Origin of the sequence: Micromonospora sp. NPDC048930 (assembly GCF_043197935.1) — a bacterium.
Taxonomy (GTDB): domain Bacteria; phylum Actinomycetota; class Actinomycetes; order Mycobacteriales; family Micromonosporaceae; genus Micromonospora.
Window position 1 is genome coordinate 91,110 of sequence record NZ_JBICUB010000020.1, and the last position, 18,480, is coordinate 109,589.

Below are 18,480 nucleotides of genomic sequence, written 5' to 3' on the forward strand. Positions count from 1 at the left end.
GATTCGTCGGCGGTGGCGCGGCGGTACTAACCTCGCATCGGGCGCGAGAGGAGATAGCCGCGATGCCGCAGCCGCAGCCGGGGGCCGACCGGCCGGCCGACGGGGACACCCCGGTCACGGGCCGGGATCCGGGCACCGACGAGCCGCGCTCCCCCGTACCCCCGTCGCCCGGCGACGAACGCGGCGCGGACGCCACGGACGACCTCGCCACCGGCCCTGCGGACCCACCGCCCGCCACCGACGTCGCCCCGGCCGACGCGCCGCCCGCGACCCGCGCCGTGGACGGCGGCGGCCACCAGCCGGATGCGCCCGACCGGCGTGACGCGCCCGACCGGGACGGCGCTCCCGACCGGGACGGGGTCGCCGACCGGGACGACGCAGTGGACGAGAGCGACGCGGTGGACACCGGGGACGCCGCGGCTGCGGCACCACCCGAACCCGCGGCCCCGGAACCGACCACCACCCAGGACGCCCAGCCCCGCGCCGACGCCACCACGCCCGGGAGCCCGTCGACCGCGACCATCGTCGACCAGACGGCCGCGGAGCGGGCAACCGCAACCGCCGACGGCGCGCCCGAGGACCCGCCGGCCACCACCGACCGCGCAGCCGAGGTCCCGGCGACCACCGGCGACGGGGCAACCGGGGCGGCGGCCGCGACCGGGCCGGACCGGGCACCCGAGGACCCGGCCGGCGAGGCGCCCACCGAGCGCCAGCCCGACGCCCCCGCCGACGCAACGCCCGGGGACGGGTCGGCCGGCGCCGCCACGATCACCCCGGCCCGCGGCTCCGCCCCGGTACGCCCGACCGGTTCCGCCGCCGTCCCGGGCCGCCCGACCGTGCCGAGCCGCCCGACCGGTTCGGCCGCTGTGCCGGGCCGCCCGGCCGGCGCGGCCGGCGTGCCGGGTCAGCCGCCCGAGGCCACGCCGCTGCCCGGCCGACCCGACCCGACCCGGGTCGCCGGGCAGCCCGACCCCACCCGGGTGGAGACCCGCGCCGAACCCCCCGCGCCCCGGTGGAGCGGCTCGGCGCCGGTCCCGCCCCCGCCGCCGCGAAAGCGTGCCTGGGGCGAGTCCGCCGAACCCACCCCGGTGCCGCCGCCGGACTCGCCGGAACACCTGGTCCCGGTCGACCCCTGGGAGGGCGTGGACACCAGCGGCTGGGACCTGCACTCGGTCGAGCTCCCGGCGCTGCCGCCGACGCTCCCCTACCCGACGCCGCCGCACACGCTGCCCTATTCGGCGCCGCCGGTGAGCCCGTCGCCGGCCCCGCCGCCACCGCCGGTCGCCCGTCCGGTCCTGCCGGCGCCGCCGGTGGCCCGGCCGGTGTCCCCGCCGCCGGCGTCCCCGCCCCGGCCGGTGCCGCCGCCGCCGAAGCAGCGCCGCGGCCGGCCCGCGCCGCCGGCCACGGCGCCGCCCGGGTGGCGGCCACCCAAGGGGTACGTGGCCGTGCCGGTCCGCCGCCGGCGCCGCTGGCCCTGGGTGCTGCTGCTCTCCGTCGCCTGCTGCTGCGGCCTGCCACTGTGGTGGGCCCAGCCGATGTCCAACCAGTACCCGGCCAGCGCGGCCCTGCCCGAGCAGGTGGGCGGGCTGCGGCTGCGGGACGACGAGCGCAGCCAGGCCACCGCCGAGAAGCTGAAGACCGAGGTACGCCAGGCGCACCTGCTCAGCGAGGACGTCTTCGCCGGGGTCTACGGCACGAGCGACGGCAAGCGGGTGACCCTCTTCGGCGGCACCGGGTTCCGGCTGACCCCGGAGTCCGACGCCGACGCCGAGATCGCCCGCCTGAAGGACCAGTACGCACTGGCCGACGCCGTGCCGATGGAGACCGGCGTCCGGGGCCGCTACGAGCGGTGCGCGGTGGGCCGGGTGGACGGTGACGCGGTGGTGGTCTGCACCTCGGTCGACCACGGCAGCCTGACCACCGGCGTGTTCACCCGCCTCTCCGTCGACGACAGCGCCCGCCTGCTCGACGAGTTGCGCGCCGAGGTGGTGACCGCGAAGCAGTCCTGACTGGTCACACAGAGCAATGTCTCGAACACGTAAAGGTCTTACGTGCCTCCCTCACACTTTGGGCGTTTCAGGGGAGAATCGGGACATGTCGCGGCGTTGGCTGTTCGCCGATCAGCTGGGGCCGCACTTCCTCGACGACCGGGGGCAGCCGGTCCTGCTGATCGAGTCGAAGGCGGTCTTCCGCCGACGCGTCTACCACCGGCAGAAGGCCCACCTGATCCTGTCCGCGCTGCGCCACCGCGCCGCCGAACTCGACGACCAGGCGGTCTTCGTGCGGGCCGAGACGTACGGGCAGGCGCTGAAGAAGGTCCGCGAGCCGCTTGAGGTCTGCCACCCGACCTCGCGCGCCGCCCTGGCGTTCGTCCGCGGCCTGGACCGGGTCACCGTCCTACCCGCCCGGGGGTACGTGACCAGCCTGGAGGACTTCGCCGACTGGGCCGACGGCCGCCGGGGCGCGCTGCGGATGGAGGCGTTCTACCGGTTCGCCCGGGAGCACCACGGGGTGCTGCTGGACGGATCCGACCCGGTGGGCGGCCGGTGGAGCTACGACACCGAGAACCGCGAGCCACCGCCGAAGGACGGGAAGCTCGACGTACCGGCCCCGCCGATGCCGCAGGAGGACGACATCGACGCGCAGGTCCGGGCCGACCTGGACCAGTGGGAGCGGGAGGGCATCCGGTTCGCCGGCCGGGACGGACCACGCCGCTTCCCCGCCACCGCCGAGGAGGCCACGGCGCGGTTGCGGCACTTCCTCCGGCACCGGCTGGCCGCGTTCGGCCCGTACGAGGACGCCATGCTCGCCACCGATCCGTGGCTGGCGCACAGCATGCTCTCCGCGGCGTTCAACCTTGGCCTGCTGGACCCGATGGCGGCGGTCCGCGGCGCCGAACAGGCGTACCGGACGCAGGGCGCGCCGCTGGCCAGCGTGGAGGGTTTCATCCGGCAGGTCATGGGCTGGCGGGACTACGCCTGGCACACCTACTGGTACTTCGAGCCGACCTGGCGCACGAGCAACGGGCTGGCCGCGCGACGGTCGCTGCCGGGCTGGTGGAACGACCTGGACGCGGACGCGGTCGACGCGCACTGCCTCCACGACGTGCTCGGCGGCGTCCGGGACCGGGCCTGGGTGCACCACATCCCGCGGCTGATGGTGCTCGGCAACTACGCCCTGCAACGGGGCTGGCGCCCGGCCGAACTGGTCGAGTGGTTCCGGACCCGCTTCGTGGACGGCTACGAGTGGGTGATGACCGGCAACGTGGTCGGCCTGAGCCAGTACGCCGACCTGGGCCGGACGACCACCAAGCCGTACGTCTCCGGGGGCGCGTACATCAACCGGATGAGCGACTACTGCGGCGGTTGCCGGTACGACCCGAGGCACCATCTCGGCGAGAAGGCCTGCCCGTTCACGGCCGGCTACTGGGCGTTCCTGGCCACCAACCGCACCCGGATCCCGGCCAACGCCCGGATGGCCCGCACCATGAAGCAGCTGACCCGCCTCACCGACCTGGACGCCGTGGTCGCCCAGGAGAAGCAGCGCGGCAGCGACCCGCCATGATCCTGTTGATCAAGGAATTCGCGTCACGACACGCCGGGCCGCCGACGCAAACTCCTTGATCAACGCCGCAGGGCCGGGAGGCCGGGAGGCGGGAGCGGGCGGGTCAGGCGGTGGGGTCGGCAGTGGGTTCGGTGCGCTTGGGGGCGTAGCGGGGGACGTACTCCTGGCCGGTGAGCTTCTGGATCTCGGCCATCACCTCGTCGGTGATCTCGCGCAGCGAGGTCCGGTCGTCCGACCGGCCGGTGAAGTCCAGCGGCTTGCCGAACCGGACGATGATCTCGGCCTTGCCCGGCCGGGGCACCCGCACGCCGATCGGCTGCGCCTTGTCGGTGCCGATCATGCCGACCGGGATGATCGGCACGCCGGCCGCCAGGGCGAGCCGGGCAGCCCCGGTGCGCCCCCGGTAGAGCCGGCCGTCCGGGGAGCGCGTCCCCTCCGGGTAGACGGCGACCAGGTCGCCGGCCTTGAGCACCGGGATCGCCGAGTCGAACGCGGAGAGCGCGGCCCGCCCACCGGCCCGCTCGACCGGGATCGCGCCCAGCCCGGTGAGCACGAACTTGGAGAACGCGCCCTTCACGCCGGTGCCCGTGAAGTACTCCGACTTGGCCCAGAAGGCCAGGTGCCGGGGCACCACGGTGCCGAGGAAGAGCTCGTCGGCGACGGAGAGGTGGTTGCCCGCGAAGATCGCGCCGCCGGTCGCCGGAATGTGCTCCAACCCCTCCACGGTCGGACGGAAGGCCAACCGGAGCGTGGGCGCCACGGTGAGCTTGCCGATGGTGTAGAGCAGCGGCACGGGTCCTCCGGCGGTCGTACGTGAACAGGCGGTGTCACGGTAGCGGACGGGTCCACGCCGGGCAGATCGGGTGGTCGGCTGCCCGGAGGGTGGTCCGGCGGCGCGCTCGCCGCCGGACCACCCCGGTCAGGACCTCATACCCGCCGGACGGACACCGTCACCCGCTCGCCCTCGCCGACCTCGCCGGCGAAGCCGTCGATGCCCTCGGCGAAGTCGATCGTGTCGGCCAGCACCTCCCGGGCCACGAAGTCGGTGTACGCGGCCACCGCCGCGCGGACCTCCTCCGAGGCCGAGACCGCCACCGCGATCCGGTCCGAGACGTCCAGGTCGGCGTCCCGGCGGGCCTGCTGCACCACCCGGACCACGTCCCGGGCCAGCCCCTCGGCGGCCAGCTCCGGGGTGACCTCGGTGTCCAGCACGACCACGCCCTCGCCGCCAGGCAGCGGCGCGGAGTGCTCGGCGTCGGCGGCGACCAGGCGCAGCTCGTACTCGCCCTCGGCCAGGGTGACCCCGGCGGCGACCGGGGCGCCGTCGACCAGCTCCCACTCCCCCGCCTTGACCGCCTTGATCACCTGCTGGACCGCCTTGCCGACCCGGGGGCCGAGCGCCCGGGGCACCACGGTCAGCACCTGCTGGCAGTACGCGGACACCTCGTCGGAGAAGACGACCTCCTTCACGTTGACCTCGTCGGCGACCAGGTCGGCGAAGGGCCGCAGCTGGGCGGCGACCGGCGAGGCCACGGTCAGCTTCGACAGCGGCAGCCGGACCCGCAGCCCCTTGGCCTTGCGCAGGGACAGCGCCGCCGAGGCGACGGCCCGCACGTTGTCCATCGCGGCGACCAGTTCGTGGTCGGCCGGGAACTCGTCCGCCGACGGGAAGTCGGTCAGGTGCACCGACCGCTCGCCGGTGAGGCCGCGCCAGATCTCCTCCGCGGTCAGCGGCGCGAGCGGCGCCACCACCCGGCAGAGCGTCTCCAGCACCGTCCAGAGGGTGTCGAACGCGTCGGCGTCCCCGGACCAGAACCGGTCCCGCGAGCGACGCACGTACCAGTTGGTCAGCGCGTCCAGGTAGGACCGGACGGTGGCGCAGGCGCCCGAGATGTCGTACGCGTCGAGCTGCGCCTGGACCGTCGACACCAGCTCGTTCGTCTTCGCCAGCACGTACCGGTCGAGCAGGTGGGTGGAATCCACCCGCCGCTTCGCGGTGTAGCCGTCCGCGTTGGCGTAGAGCGAGAAGAAGTACCAGACGTTCCAGAGCGGCAGCAGCACCTGACGCACCGCGTCCCGGATGAGCGTCTCGGTCACCGCCATGTCGCCGCCGCGCAGCACCGGCGAGGACATCAGCATCCAGCGCATCGCGTCCGACCCGTACGAGTCGAAGACGTGGTACACGTCCGGGTAGTTGCGCAGGCTCTTGGACATCTTGCGCCCGTCCGAGCCGAGCAGGATGCCGTGGCTGAGGCAGTTGCGGAACGCCGGCCGGTCGAACAGCGCGGTGGCCAGCACGTGCATGGTGTAGAACCAGCCGCGCGTCTGTCCGATGTACTCGACGATGAAGTCGCCCGGGTAGTGGTGCTCGAACCACTCACGGTTCTCGAACGGGTAGTGCACCTGGGCGAACGGCATCGAGCCGGACTCGAACCAGCAGTCCAGCACCTCCGGCACCCGGCGCATCATCGACTTGCCGGTCGGGTCGTCCGGGTTCGGGCGGACCAGGTCGTCCACCGCCGGCCGGTGCAGGTCGGTCAGGCGTACGCCGAAGTCCCGCTCGAGGTCGGCCAGCGAGCCGTACACGTCGACCCGCGGGTAGTTCGGGTCGTCCGACTTCCACACCGGGATCGGCGAGCCCCAGAACCGGTTCCGGCTGATCGACCAGTCCCGGGCGTTGGCCAGCCACTTACCGAACGAGCCGTCCTTGATGTGCCCCGGCGTCCAGTTGATCTGCTGGTTGAGCTCGACCATCCGGTCCTTGAACCGGGTGACCGCGACGAACCACGACGACACCGCCTTGTAGACCAGCGGGGTGTCGCAACGCCAGCAGTGCGGGTACGAGTGGGTGTAGGTGTCCTGCTTGAGCACCACCCCCCGCTCCTTCAGCTCCCGGATCACCGGCTTGTTGACGTCGAAGACCTGCTCGCCCTGGTACGGCGGGACGAGCGCGGTGAACCGGGTGTGGTCGTCCACCGTGACGATGGTCGGGATGCCGGCCGCGTTGCAGGTGTTCTGGTCGTCCTCACCGAAGGCCGGGGCCAGGTGCACGATCCCGGTGCCGTCCTCGGTGGTGACGAAGTCCGCGCCGAGCACCTGGTACGCGTTCTCGCCGGCCTGCTCGACCAGGAAGTCGTAGAGCGGGGTGTAACGGCGCCCGACCAGGTCCCGGCCGGACACCGTGCCGACCTGCTCGTACCCCTCCAGCTCCTTGGCGTACGCGCCGAGCCGCGCCGCGCCGACCACGTAGCGGGCGCCGTCCCGCTCCAGCACCGCGTACTCGATGTCCGGGCCGACGGCGAGCGCCAGGTTCGACGGCAGGGTCCACGGCGTGGTGGTCCAGACGCCGAGCCGCACCGGCCCGCGCACCGGCTCGGGGGCCGACTCGTCCGCGGTCAGCTCGAACCAGACGGTCAGCGTCGGGTCGTGCCGGTCCTTGTAGACGTCGTCCATCCGGGTCTCGGTGTTCGACAGCGGGGTCTCGCACCGCCAGCAGTACGCCAGCACCCGGAAGCCCTCGTAGACCAGACCCTTGTCGTGCAGGGTCTTGAAGGCCCACATGACGCTCTCCATGTAGTCCAGGTCGAGCGTCTTGTAGTCGTTGGCGAAGTCGACCCAGCGGGCCTGCCGGGTGACGTACCGCTCCCAGTCCTGGGTGAACTCCAGCACCGAGGTGCGGCAGGCCTCGTTGAACCGGGCCACGCCGAGGTCGAGGATCTCCGCCTTGCTGGTGATGCCGAGCTGCTTCTCGGCCACCACCTCGGCCGGCAGGCCGTGGCAGTCCCAGCCGAACCGGCGCTCGACGTGCTTGCCGCGCATGGTCTGGTAGCGCGGCACCACGTCCTTGACGTACCCGGTGAAGAGGTGGCCGTAGTGCGGCAGGCCGTTGGCGAACGGCGGGCCGTCGTAGAAGACGAACTCGTTCTTGCCGTCCTCCCCGGCGGGGCGGGCCTCGACCGACGCCTCGAAGGTCTTGTCGGCCGTCCAGTGCTCCAGGACCCGGCGCTCGACCGCGGGCAGGTCCGGGCTCGCCGGCACGCCGGCGGCGGTCGGGTCGTGCAACGGATAGGCCATCGGGGGTCGCTCTCCTCAGCAGCTCACTCGTCGTGTGGGTCTGCGAGGACGAGCCCTTTTCCGGTACGCCGTGACCGGCGTGCCCGGGGCCAGGCCCGCGGTACCACCCCGCTTGGCGGCCAAGGTGCGACCGCCCGCTCGTTGGCCGGCTGTGACGGGCCGGTCCCGTCCGGTTCTACTGGGCCGGTCACCCGGCTGTTCTTCCGGAGGCTCGCCGGTGATGGCCGGGTCGTCGCCTGTGTGGCGTCAAGCGTACTCGACCCGGCGGCTGCCCCGCCGCCGAGTATCCGCGCGAAAGGAAGGGCCACCCTCCCTCGACACCAGGTAACCCCACCCCACCCGGTGATCATGGAGTTGACGGCGACTGCGGAGATCCACATCGCCGTCAACTTCATGATCGACAAGGGTCAGGGGGTGGGGGCGGGGAGGGTGGTGGTCCAGAGGGAGGTGCCGGCGCGGTCGCGCAGGTGCACGGTCAGGTCACCCGACGCGCCGTCGATGGCGACCTCGCCGAAGTGCTGGAAGCCCTCGGCGGGCGAGGTGTTCGCCCGCGGCGGGGCGTGGGTGAACACGGCCTCCGGACCGAACGTGCCGTCCAGCTTGTTCGGGCCGAACGCGCCGGCGTGCGCCGGCCCGGAGACGAACTCCCAGAACGGGGTGAAGTCACCGACCGCCGCCCGCGCCGGGTCGTAGTGGTGCGCGGCGGTGTAGTGCACGTCGGCGGTGAGGAAGACGATCCCGGTCACGCCGGCCCGGTGCGCGGCGCGCAGCACCTCGGCGAACTCCAGTTCCCGTCCGGCGGGCGCGCCGTTGTCGCCCTGCGCCACCCCCTCCTGCGCGCCCGGACCGTCCGGCACGACCAGGCCGAGCGGCAGGTCGTTGGCGATCACCTTCCAGGTCGCCCGGGAGCCGGTCAGCTCCCGGATCAGCCACTCCCGCTGCTCCCGGCCGAGCAGGCCCCGCCCCGGGTCGGCGTACGTGTTGCCGTCGTTGGCGTCCTTGTAGGTGCGCATGTCGAGGACGAAGACGTCCAGCAGCGGCCCGTACGACAGCTTGCGGTAGAGCGGCCCACCGGCGGCGACCGGCAGCCACTCGTGGAACGCCTGCCGGGCCCGGGCGGCGAGCACGTCCACCCGCTTCTCGGTGTACCGGGCGTCGGTGAGGATCTCCCCCGGGTACCAGTTGTTCAGCACCTCGTGGTCGTCCCACTGGTTGACCTGCGGCACCTCCGCCGCGAACGCGCGCAGGTGCTCGTCGAGCAGGTTGTACGCGAACTGCCCGCGGTACTCGGCCAGCGTCTCGGCGACCTTGCTCTTCTCCGGCGTGACCAGGTTGCGCCAGATCCGCCCGTCGGGCAGCGTCACGCTCTCGGTGAGCGGGCCGTCGGCGTAGACGGTGTCCCCGCTGCACAGGAAGAAGTCGGGGCGGCGTTCCCGCATGGCCCGGAAGATCGCCAGGCCGTCGAAGTCCGGGCTGATGCCCCAGCCCTGCCCCACGATGTCGCCGGTCCAGACGAACCGCACGTCCCGCCGGTCGTGCCGGCCGGGGGCGGTGGTGAACGAGCCGACCAGGGGCTCGCTGCGGACCCCGTGCCGGTCCAGGCTCTCCACGCTCACCCGGTAGTACAGCCGCTCGCCCGACGGCAGGCCGCGCAGCCACATCCGCCCGGTGCAGTCGGTCGACGGGTCCACCACCGGGCCGCGCAGCAGCCGGGCGCCGCGCAGGTCGGGCCCGCGGCTCACCTCCACGTACATCCGGCCGGGCCGGTCCGCGCGGGTCCAGACCAGCGCGGACTCCGCGGTCACGTCGCCGCTCTGCACACCGTGGGTGAGCACCGGCCGGTCGGCCGGCCGCCAGGCCGGCGCCGCGAGCACGCCGGGCGCGCCGAACAGCGCGCCGCCGGTGACTCCCGCACCGGCGACCAGGCCGGCGCGGAGCAGCGTACGTCGGTCGAGTTGCGTCATGGGTCCTCCAGGTTCCCGAGGTCGGCCAGGCTGGTCTATCGGGCGGAGATGACCGGCGGTGCCGAGAGAGGTGGCCGCCACCTCAACGACGGCTGTCGAAACCCGCGCCGGCCCTCGCGCGGGTGATCCGGATCCACCTGGACGGCGCGACGGTGGCCCGCACCCGCCATGACGACCGTCACAGCTCCGCACCGTCACACCGCACCGGTCGGGTTCCGTCGTACGGGCGAAGTACCGACCGAGGGAGGAAAGATGAGCCGGATCAACATGCCAGCGGTGGTGCCGGAGGCGTACCAGGCGGTGCTCGGCCTGGAGAAGTACATCCGGAGCAACGTGGACCACACCGTGCTGGAGCTGGTGAAGCTGCGGGCGTCGATGCTCAACGGCTGCTCGTTCTGCGTCGACATGCACAGCCGGGAGGCGCTGGCGGCCGGGGAGTCCAGCCGGCGGCTCTTCGCCGTCGCGGCGTGGCGGGAGGCGCCGTTCTTCGACGAGCGGGAGCGGACCGCGCTGGCACTGACCGACGCGGTCACCAAGCTCGGCGAGCACGGCGTGCCGGACGAGGTGTGGGACGCCGCCGCGAAGGTCTGGTCGGAGAAGGAACTGGCCGACCTGGTCGTCGCGATCGCCACAATCAACGTGTGGAACCGGATCTCCGTGACCAGCCAGACGCAGCCGCCGGTCGAGGTGTGACCCCACCCGCGGCGGCGCAGGCGGCCGGTGCGCTCATGGCGCACCGGCCGATGCTGCTCGGGCTGGCCTACCGGCTGCTGGGCAGCCTGCACGACGCCGAGGACGTGCTCCAGGAGGCGTACCTGCGCTGGCTCGACGTCGACCGGGAGTCGGTCGCCGAGCCGCGCCGCTACCTGTCCCGGGTGGTGACCCGGCTGGCGCTGGACCGGCTGCGCGCCCGGCAGGCCGCCCGGGAGACGTACGTCGGCCCGTGGCTGCCCGAACCGGTGCCGACCGATCCGTCGCCGTTCGGGCCGCTGGACACGGTCGAGCTGCGGGAGACGCTCTCCACCGCCCTGCTGCACCTGCTGGAACGGCTCACCCCGCCGGAGCGGGCGGTGTACGTGCTGCACACCGCCTTCGCCCTGCCGTACGCCGAGATCGCCGAGGTGCTGGACCGGTCGGCGGCGGACTGCCGCCAGCTGCACCACCGGGCGGTGGCCCGCCTCGCCGACGAGCGGCGGCGCTTCACCGCCGGCCCGGCCGAGCAGCGGCGCCTGCTCGACGCCTTCCTCGCCGCCGCGCGCGACGGTGACCTGGCCCGGCTCACCGAGCTGGTCGCCGCCGACGCGACCGCCTGGAGCGACGGCGGCGGCCGGGTCAAGGCGGCCCGCAACCCAGTGCACGGCGCGGACCGGATCGCCCGCTTCTTCGCCGGCGTCTACGGCCGCCCCCGGCCCGGGGTCCGGGCCGCCCCGGTCGAGCTGAACGGCGCGCCCGCGCTGGTGCTGACCTGGCCGACCGGCGTGCGCTACACGCTCGCCGCCACCGCCGCCGACGGCCGGATCACCGGTCTCTACCTGGTCGGCAACCCCGACAAGCTGACCCGCCTCCCCGGCTGAGCGCGCGACGGCCCCGACCCCGCGTCGGGGCCGGGGCCGTGGACGACGAGGTCAGCCCAGCTCGGGGAACCAGAGCGCGATCTCGCGCTTGGCGCTGTCGACCGAGTCCGAGGCGTGCACCAGGTTCTCCCGGTTGGACAGGGAGAGGTCACCCCGGATGGTGCCGGCGGCGGCCTTGCGGCCGTCGGTGCTGCCGATCATCCCGCGGACCACGTCGATCACCTGGTCACCGGAGAGCACCAGGGCCACCAGCGGCCCGCCGGTCATGAACGCCTTCAGCGGCGGGTAGAACGGCTTGTCGACGTGCTCGGCGTAGTGCTGGTCGGCGAAGTCACCCTCCAGCGTCCGCGTCTCCATGGCGTCGATCCGCAGGCCCTTGCGCTCGAAACGGGAGATGATCTCGCCGACCAGGCCGCGGCGGACCGCGTCGGGCTTGATCAGTACGAGCGTGCGCTCGTCCGGGCTGCTGCTGGACACGCTGGGTTCCTCCTGTGCGCGGAAGCGGGTCGGGCTGGGTACGGTCAGCGTAGCGACCCGGTCCCGGCGCCGGCTCGGCGGCTGCTCTTTCCCTCGGTCACCGATCCGGCCTAGCCTGGCCCTGGAACCCCTGGGAGGTCCACTGTGGCGAATGGCGGGAACCGACCCATCGCGCCGGTGCGCAAGCTGATCGGCGCGGTGCTGGGCACGGTGGCGACCTTCATCACCCTGTTCGGGTTGGGGATGACGAGCTGGGCGATCGTCGCGCTCGGCGTCGCGCTGCTGGTGCTCGCGATCGCGCTGGCCACGGTACGCGGCGGTGGCCGCACCTGGGTGGTCGGGCTGGGCCACGTGCACAGCGCCTCCGAGCCGCCCACCCAGTACGCGTTCGGCCGCTGCGAGCTGCAACTGGTGATCGACGCGCCGGGGCTGCCGCCCCGCTCCAAGAAGATCATCGAGCCCCGGGTCCCGGTCGCCAAGTGGCCGTCGCTGGGCCAGGCCCTGCCCGTCCGGGTCGCCCTCGACGACCAGCGGCACGTCCGGGTCCTCTGGGACGAGGTGCCCACCCACGCCGAGAGCGCCGCCGCGGTCGCCGACCTCCCGCCCGAGTACGCCGGTCCGGACCCGGTCGAGGAGGTCCTGATCGCGCAGGAGGCCCCGCCGTGGGCCGACCGGGCCCCCGAGGACGACTTCCGCGAGGACTTCCCGCCCGCGCCGGACCCGCTCCTCGACGGCGTTGGCGGGCTGCCCGAGGAGCGCGAGCCGGTGGTGGTGCACCAGCGGCCCGGCGGCCCCAAGGTGTTGGAGGGCGAACTGGTCGAGCCGGTGGGCGCGGGCCCACTGCCGCGCCGCGCCCCGGCCCCGCGGCCGCCCGCCGAGGAACGGTTCGACACCCTGCCGGTCGACTCGGTCGACGTCCCGCTGGACGAGCCGGCCGCCGAGGCGCCGCCGACCCCGGAGGAGCTGGACGAGGCGATCTTCGGCCCGGCCGGTGACGAGGCCGCCGAGGTGGCCGACAGCCCGATCAGCGGCGTCGGGATCACCCTGCTCGTCACCGACCTGGACCGGTCCCTCGACTTCTACCGGGACCTCGGCTTCACGGAGCTGGATCGGGGCGCCGGCAACGCCGTCCTCTCCTCCGGGCCGACCCGCCTGGTGCTGCGCCAGGTCACCGGGGCCGCCCCGATCAGCCGCCGGCTGGTCCACGTCAATCTGGAGGTCGACGACATCCAGGCCGCGTACGAACGGCTGCGCGGCTCCGGCGTCCGGTTCACCTACGCCCCCCGGGTGGTGAACCGGGGCAGCAAGCTGGAGGTGTGGGCGGCGGCGTTCCGCGACCCGGACGGGCACGGCGTCGCGCTCACCCAGTGGCGTACCCTCGCCGACGCCTGACCCCCACCGCCGGACGGCGGCGGGGACCGGTCAGCCGAGGATGACCCGCCGCACGTGCAGCGCGTACGCCCACACCAGGGCGAACATGACGCCCAGCACGAGCAGTGACCAGTGCAGCAGCCCGGCGAGCATCAGCACACCCTGCAGGACGCTCCCCCCGTGCCAGGCCCACGGCCGCTTCATCTGGCCGGCCAGCAGCACGCAGGCCACCGCCAGCGCCACGATCACGGCGATGGCCGAGCCGCTGAGGTCCCCGCCGACCACCCGGATCGGCTGGATGGCCAGCAGCAGCACCAGCGCCTCCAGCCCGAGGATGCCCCCGCCGAGCCCCCGGACGGCCCGCTCCGGGTTGCGCAGCCCGGAGCGCCGCTCCCCCGGCCCGGCCGGCCCACCAGCGGCAGCCGGCCCACCGGAGCCGGACGGTTCACCGGAGCCGGACAGGCCACCGGAACCGGACGGGCCGGCAGAGCCGGTCGACGTGTCGGCCGCCGGGGGGCGCACGTCCGGGGACGCCTCGGCGTCCGGGATCGGCCGGTCTCCGGTGCCGGGGCGCTCCTCCGCCGGGCCGGTCATCGCTTGAGCAGCCGGCGGGCGTCGGCCACGGTCACCACCGACCCGGTGATCAGCACCCCGACGCCGGCCAGCTCGCCGGGCACGTCGGACTCGGCCTCGGCGACGGCCGCCTCGATGGCGTCCGGCATCTCCCCGGCGACCTGCACCCGCTCCGGCCCGAAGACCTCCCGGGCCAGCGCGGCCAGCTCGTCGACCGGCATCGCCCGGGGCGAGCTGTTCTCGGCGACCACGATCGAGTCGAGCACCGGCTCCAGCAGCTCCAGCAGGCTGGCCGCGTCCTTGTCGCCGAGCACGGCGAGCACGCCGACCAGCTTGCTGAACGCGAACTCCTCCTGCAGCGCGGTGACCGTCGCGGTCATCCCGTGCGGGTTGTGCGCGCCGTCGAGCAGGATCGTCGGCGCGGTACGCACCTTCTCCAGCCGGCCGGGCGAGCTGGCCGCGGCGAAGCCCTCCCGGACCGCCTCGATGTCGAGCTGCCGCCGCGCCCCCGCCCCGAGGAACGCCTCCACCGCGGCGAGCGCCACTGCCGCGTTCTGCGCCTGGTGGGCGCCGTGCAGCGGGATGAAGATCTCCTCGTACACCCCGCCGAGGCCCTGGATGGTGAGCACCTGGCCGCCGACCGCGACCGCCCGGCGCAGGACGCCGAACTCGGAGCCCTCCCGGGCGATGGTCGCGCCGACCTCGGCGCAGCGCTCCAGGATCGGCCGCGCGGCCTCCTCCTCCTGCGCCGCCGCGATCACGGTGGCGCCCTTGTGGATGATCCCCGCCTTGTGCAGCGCGATGTCCTCGATGGTGTCGCCGAGCCACTCGGTGTGGTCCAGCCCGATCGGGGTGATCACCGCGACCCCGGCCTGGATCACGTTGGTCGCGTCCTCGGCGCCGCCGAGGCCGACCTCCACCACGGCGACGTCGACCGGCGCGTCGGCGAACGTGGCGAAGGCCAACGCGGTGGTCAGGTCGAAGTAGGTCAGCGGCTCGTCGAAGCGGTGGTCGACCAGCTCGGCCAGCGGCGCCACCTCCCGGTACGTGGCGACGAAGCGCTCCTCGCTGACCGGCTCGCCGTCCAGGCTGATCCGTTCCCGGACGGTCTCCAGGTGCGGGCTGGTGTAGCGGCCGGTGTGCAGCCCGAACGCCCGCAGCAGCGAGTCGACCATCCGGGCCGTCGAGGTCTTGCCGTTCGTCCCGGTCAGGTGGATCGACGGATACGCCCGCTGCGGGCTGCCGAGCAGGTCGAGCAGACTCTCGATCTTCTCCAGCTCGAAGTGCATGCGGGTGAAGCCGCGCGCGTTGAGCGCGGCCTCCACCTCGGCGAATTCGGTACGGTCGGTCACGAGGGCAGCGCCTCCAGGGCGGCGTCGATGCGGACCAGGTCGGCCTCGGCCACCGCGAGCCGCTCCCGGATCTTGGCGACCACCGGTTCCGGCGCCTTGCCGACGAACGCCGGGTTGTCCAGCTTCGCCCGCGCCTGCGCGGCCTCCTTCTCGGCGGCCGCCCGGTCCTTGGTCAGCCGGGCCCGCTCGGCGGCGACGTCGATCGACCCCCGGGTGTCCAGCGCGACGCTCACCTCGCCCGGCATGGCGAGGGTGGCGCTGGCCTGGAAGTCGTCGCCGGCGGAGTCGAGGCGGACCAGCGAGCGGATCAGCGGCTCGTGCGCGGCGATGCCCGCGCCGGCGAGGCCGTCGAGCCGGGCCGACACCCGCTGGGTCGGGCGCAGCCCCTGGTCCGAGCGGAACCGCCGGATCTCGGTCACCACCCGCTGCAGGGTGCCGACCTCGCCCTCCGCGGCGTCGTCGACGAGGGTACGGTCGGCCACCGGCCAGGCCGCCTTCATCACCGTCTCGGCGCCGGTCAGCGCGGTCCACAGCTCCTCGGTGACGAACGGGATGACCGGGTGCAGCAGCCGCAGCAACTGGTCCAGCACATGCCCGAGCACCCGGCGGGTGGCCTCGGCCGCCGGGCCGCCCTCGGCGAGCACCGGCTTGCTCAGCTCCACGTACCAGTCGCAGACGTCGTCCCAGGCGAAGTGGTACAGCAGGTCGCAGACCTTCGCGAACTCGTACGCCTCGAACTGCTCGTCCACCTCGGCGGTGACGTGCGCCAGCCGGGACAGGATCCACCGGTCGACGGTCGACAGGGTGGCCGCCTCGGGCAGCGGGCCGTCGGTGTGCGCGCCGTTCATCAGGGCGAACCGGGTGGCGTTCCAGAGCTTGTTGCAGAAGTTGCGGGAGCCCTGGCACCACTCCTCGCTGACCGGCACGTCCTGGCCGGGGTTGGCGCCCCGGGCCAGGGTGAACCGGGTGGCGTCCGCGCCGAACCGGTCGATCCAGTCCAGCGGGTCCACCACGTTCCCGAACGACTTCGACATCTTCTTGCCGTGCTCGTCCCGGACCATCCCGTGCAGGGCGACCACGTCGAACGGCTGGACGCCGTCCATCGCGTACAGGCCGAACATCATCATCCGGGCGACCCAGAAGAAGAGGATGTCGTAGCCGGTGACCAGCACGCTGGTCGGGTAGAACTTGGCCAGGTCCGGGGTCCGCTCCGGCCAGCCCAGGGTGGAGAACGGCCACAGGCCGCTGGAGAACCAGGTGTCCAGGACGTCCTCGTCCTGCCGCCAGCCCTCGCCGGTCGGCGGCTGCTCGTCCGGGCCGACGCAGACGATCTCGCCGTCCGGCCCGTACCAGACCGGGATGCGGTGGCCCCACCAGAGCTGCCGGGAGATGCACCAGTCGTGCATGTTGTCGACCCAGGCGAAGTAGCGCTTGGCCAGCTCGGCCGGCTCGATCTTCACCCGGCCGTCGCGGACCGCGTCGCCGGCGGCCTTGGCCAGCGGGCTGGTGTTGACGAACCACTGCAACGACAGCCGCGGCTCGACCGTGGTCTTGCACCGCGAGCAGTGCCCCACCGCGTGCACGTACGGCCGCTTCTCGGCGACGATCAGGCCCTGCTCGCGCAGCGCGGCGACGATCGCCGGGCGGGCCTCGTACCGGTCCAGGCCCTGGAACGGGCCGGGCGCGGTGATGATGCCCCGCTCGTCCATGATCGTCAGGGACGGCAGGTCGTGCCGCTGGCCGATCTCGAAGTCGTTCGGGTCGTGCGCCGGGGTCACCTTGACCATGCCGGTGCCGAAGCTCGGGTCGACGTGCGCGTCGGCCACGATCGGGATCCGCCGGTCGGTCAGCGGCAGCGCCACCTCGGTGCCGATGAGGTGCTGGTAGCGCTCGTCGTCCGGGTGCACCGCGACCGCGGTGTCACCGAGCATCGTCTCCGCCCGGGTGGTGGCCACCACGACCTCGTCGCTGTAGCGGATCGAGATCAGCTCGCCCTCGTCGTCGGTGTGCTCCACCTCGATGTCCGACAGTGCGGTGAGGCAGCGCGGGCACCAGTTGATGATCCGGTTCGCCCGGTAGATCAGGCCGTCGTCGAAGAGCTTCTTGAACATGGTCTGGACGGCGCGGGACAGGCCCTCGTCCATGGTGAAGCGCTCGCGGTCCCAGTCGACCGCGTCGCCGAGGCGTCGCATCTGGCCCAGGATCGCGCCGCCGGACTCGGCCTTCCACTGCCAGACCCGCTCGACGAACTTCTCCCGGCCGAGGTCGTGCCGGGACAGGCCCTCGCCGGCGAGCTGCCGCTCGACCAGGTTCTGGGTGGCGATGCCGGCGTGGTCCATGCCGGGCAGCCAGAGCGCCTCGTAGCCCTGCATCCGCTTGCGCCGGCTCAGGGCGTCCATCAGCGTGTGCTCGAACGCGTGGCCCATGTGCAGCGAGCCGGTGACGTTCGGCGGCGGGATGACGATGGTGAAGGGGGGCTTGTCGCTCTCCGCCGACGCCCGGAAGTGGCCGGCGGCTACCCACTGCTCGTACCGTCGCTGCTCTACCTCGCCGGGCTGGTACTGGCCGGCAAGGGTCGGGGCGTCGGGGCGTCGGGCATCCAGTCTCTCGGTCACCCTGAAAGTCTACGGAGCGCTTTCGGAGACCCGACGTGCGCCACCTCCTGTTCGCGTACGGTGGCGGACATGTCCGACGCACATCTCACCGAACGTCACGTCGGCGAGGGGCCCGAGCCCGTCGATCTGACCGACGAGCCGATCCAGCTGAGCCGCCGCGACCCGGCCCTGGAGGCCGACGCGCGGCGCCCGGCCTCCCGTCGGCGCCGGATCGCGCTCGCCGCCGCCCTGGCCGTCGGCGTCGCCGGCCTGGGCGCGCTCGGCATCGGTGGATGGCGGATCCTGGCGCAGCAGGACACCTCGCTGAACCCACCGGCCAAGGCCGCCGGGCTGACCCGGGACGACAGCGAGCGCGCCCGCACCACCGCGGACTACCTGCGGGACGGCTTCGCCGCCGACATCGACCTGGACCACAGCTTCGGCACGGTCTACAGCGACCCGGCGGACGCGAAGCGGGCGGTGCTCGTATTCGGCGGCACCACCCTGCTCTGGCAGCCGGAGCGCGACCTGGACAGCCTCTTCGGGCTGATGGCGGACGAGACCGGCAAGGTGACCGGCCTGCGCGAGGTCGACGCCGGGCGCCTGGGCGGCGTGATGAAGTGCGGTACGACCAGCGGCGACGGCGGCGACTTCGCGGTCTGCGGCTGGGCCGACCACGGCAGCGTGGTGATGGGGATGTTCCCAGGGCGGTCCGTCGACGACTCCGCCGCCCTGTTCCGCCAGCTGCGCGAGAGCATCCAGCGTCGCTGAGGCTTTTCGTTCCCGCGGGAACGCCGCTCGCGGGCGGCGTTCTCCGCGGGGACGACTGTCGAAAAGACGCTCAAACGCAGTCAGGGTCACCCCGATTGGGGTGACCCTGACTGGAAAGATTGTCCGGCGGTGTCCTACTCTCCCACACCCTCCCGAGTGCAGTACC

13 protein-coding genes are annotated in these 18,480 nt (G+C 73.3%); 6 read left to right on the forward strand and 7 right to left on the reverse strand.

Annotated elements, in window-relative coordinates:
• Positions 1-62 precede the first annotated feature (62 nt).
• Both ACGFI9_RS33275 and ACGFI9_RS33280 read left to right on the forward strand, forming a co-directional pair.
• Positions 63-2,009: a hypothetical protein gene (locus ACGFI9_RS33275; RefSeq protein WP_393184377.1), complete on the forward strand. Its 1,947-nt coding sequence runs from the start codon at positions 63-65 to the stop codon at positions 2,007-2,009.
• An 85-nt stretch (positions 2,010-2,094) separates the two neighbouring features.
• Positions 2,095-3,564 carry a cryptochrome/photolyase family protein gene (locus ACGFI9_RS33280; RefSeq protein ID WP_393184378.1) on the forward strand — a complete coding sequence of 490 codons (1,470 nt, stop codon included), beginning with the start codon at positions 2,095-2,097 and terminating at the stop codon, positions 3,562-3,564.
• A gap of 103 nt (positions 3,565-3,667) precedes the next feature.
• Here ACGFI9_RS33280 and ACGFI9_RS33285 read toward each other — a convergent pair whose 3' ends face one another.
• From ACGFI9_RS33285 to ACGFI9_RS33295, 3 genes are all read right to left on the reverse strand, one after another.
• Positions 3,668-4,357 carry a lysophospholipid acyltransferase family protein gene (locus tag ACGFI9_RS33285; RefSeq protein WP_393184380.1) on the reverse strand — a complete coding sequence of 230 codons (690 nt, stop codon included), beginning with the start codon at positions 4,355-4,357 and terminating at the stop codon, positions 3,668-3,670.
• 134 nt (positions 4,358-4,491) lie between these two features.
• Entirely contained in the window at positions 4,492-7,638 is a 3,147-nt protein-coding gene (ileS, locus tag ACGFI9_RS33290) for an isoleucine--tRNA ligase (protein ID WP_393184382.1), read from the reverse strand.
• Positions 7,639-8,045: 407 nt separating this feature from the next.
• Positions 8,046-9,602: an alkaline phosphatase D family protein gene (locus ACGFI9_RS33295; RefSeq protein WP_393184384.1), complete on the reverse strand. Its 1,557-nt coding sequence runs from the start codon at positions 9,600-9,602 to the stop codon at positions 8,046-8,048.
• A 252-nt stretch (positions 9,603-9,854) separates the two neighbouring features.
• Between ACGFI9_RS33295 and ACGFI9_RS33300 the strand changes: the two genes are divergently transcribed.
• Positions 9,855-10,295 carry a carboxymuconolactone decarboxylase family protein gene (locus tag ACGFI9_RS33300; RefSeq protein ID WP_393184385.1) on the forward strand — a complete coding sequence of 147 codons (441 nt, stop codon included), beginning with the start codon at positions 9,855-9,857 and terminating at the stop codon, positions 10,293-10,295.
• A complete protein-coding gene (gene sigJ, locus ACGFI9_RS33305) occupies positions 10,292-11,176 on the forward strand; it encodes an RNA polymerase sigma factor SigJ (protein ID WP_393184386.1) in 885 nt (294 codons plus the stop codon). The genes ACGFI9_RS33300 and sigJ overlap by 4 nt, the downstream gene beginning before the upstream one ends.
• A gap of 51 nt (positions 11,177-11,227) precedes the next feature.
• On the opposite strand, the gene ndk is transcribed toward sigJ, so the two are convergent.
• Complete coding sequence (ndk, locus tag ACGFI9_RS33310) at positions 11,228-11,653, reverse strand: nucleoside-diphosphate kinase (protein ID WP_393184387.1); 426 nt, start codon at positions 11,651-11,653, stop codon at positions 11,228-11,230.
• 144 nt (positions 11,654-11,797) lie between these two features.
• On the opposite strand from ndk, the gene ACGFI9_RS33315 reads away from it, so the two are divergent.
• Positions 11,798-13,045 carry a VOC family protein gene (locus ACGFI9_RS33315; protein WP_393184388.1) on the forward strand — a complete coding sequence of 416 codons (1,248 nt, stop codon included), beginning with the start codon at positions 11,798-11,800 and terminating at the stop codon, positions 13,043-13,045.
• Between the two features lie 30 nt (positions 13,046-13,075).
• Here ACGFI9_RS33315 and ACGFI9_RS33320 read toward each other — a convergent pair whose 3' ends face one another.
• From ACGFI9_RS33320 to ACGFI9_RS33330, 3 genes are all read right to left on the reverse strand, one after another.
• A complete protein-coding gene (locus ACGFI9_RS33320) occupies positions 13,076-13,486 on the reverse strand; it encodes a DUF4233 domain-containing protein (protein WP_393184404.1) in 411 nt (136 codons plus the stop codon).
• Positions 13,487-13,614: 128 nt separating this feature from the next.
• The gene (locus ACGFI9_RS33325) at positions 13,615-14,949 is read right to left on the reverse strand and encodes a bifunctional folylpolyglutamate synthase/dihydrofolate synthase (RefSeq protein WP_393184390.1); all 1,335 of its coding nucleotides are present in this window, start codon (positions 14,947-14,949) and stop codon (positions 13,615-13,617) included.
• On the reverse strand, positions 14,946-17,564 hold the full coding sequence (locus ACGFI9_RS33330; RefSeq protein ID WP_393184392.1) for a valine--tRNA ligase: 2,619 nt from the start codon (positions 17,562-17,564) through the stop codon (positions 14,946-14,948). Before ACGFI9_RS33330 ends, ACGFI9_RS33325 begins: the two co-directional genes overlap by 4 nt.
• 69 nt (positions 17,565-17,633) lie before the next feature.
• Between ACGFI9_RS33330 and ACGFI9_RS33335 the strand changes: the two genes are divergently transcribed.
• On the forward strand, positions 17,634-18,314 hold the full coding sequence (locus ACGFI9_RS33335) for a hypothetical protein (RefSeq protein WP_393184394.1): 681 nt from the start codon (positions 17,634-17,636) through the stop codon (positions 18,312-18,314).
• The last annotated feature ends 166 nt before the right edge of the window (positions 18,315-18,480 follow it).

Bases quoted from the DNA above. Each gene is read 5' to 3' on its own strand.
- ACGFI9_RS33295 (WP_393184384.1), bottom strand. From the start codon at position 9,602: ATGACGCAACTCGACCGACGTACGCTGCTCCGCGCCGGCCTGGTCGCC.
- ACGFI9_RS33280 (WP_393184378.1), top strand. From the start codon at position 2,095: ATGTCGCGGCGTTGGCTGTTCGCCGATCAGCTGGGGCCGCACTTCCTC.
- ACGFI9_RS33300 (WP_393184385.1), top strand. From the start codon at position 9,855: ATGAGCCGGATCAACATGCCAGCGGTGGTGCCGGAGGCGTACCAGGCG.
- ACGFI9_RS33275 (WP_393184377.1), top strand. From the start codon at position 63: ATGCCGCAGCCGCAGCCGGGGGCCGACCGGCCGGCCGACGGGGACACC.
- ACGFI9_RS33335 (WP_393184394.1), top strand. From the start codon at position 17,634: ATGTCCGACGCACATCTCACCGAACGTCACGTCGGCGAGGGGCCCGAG.
- ileS (WP_393184382.1), bottom strand. From the start codon at position 7,638: ATGGCCTATCCGTTGCACGACCCGACCGCCGCCGGCGTGCCGGCGAGC.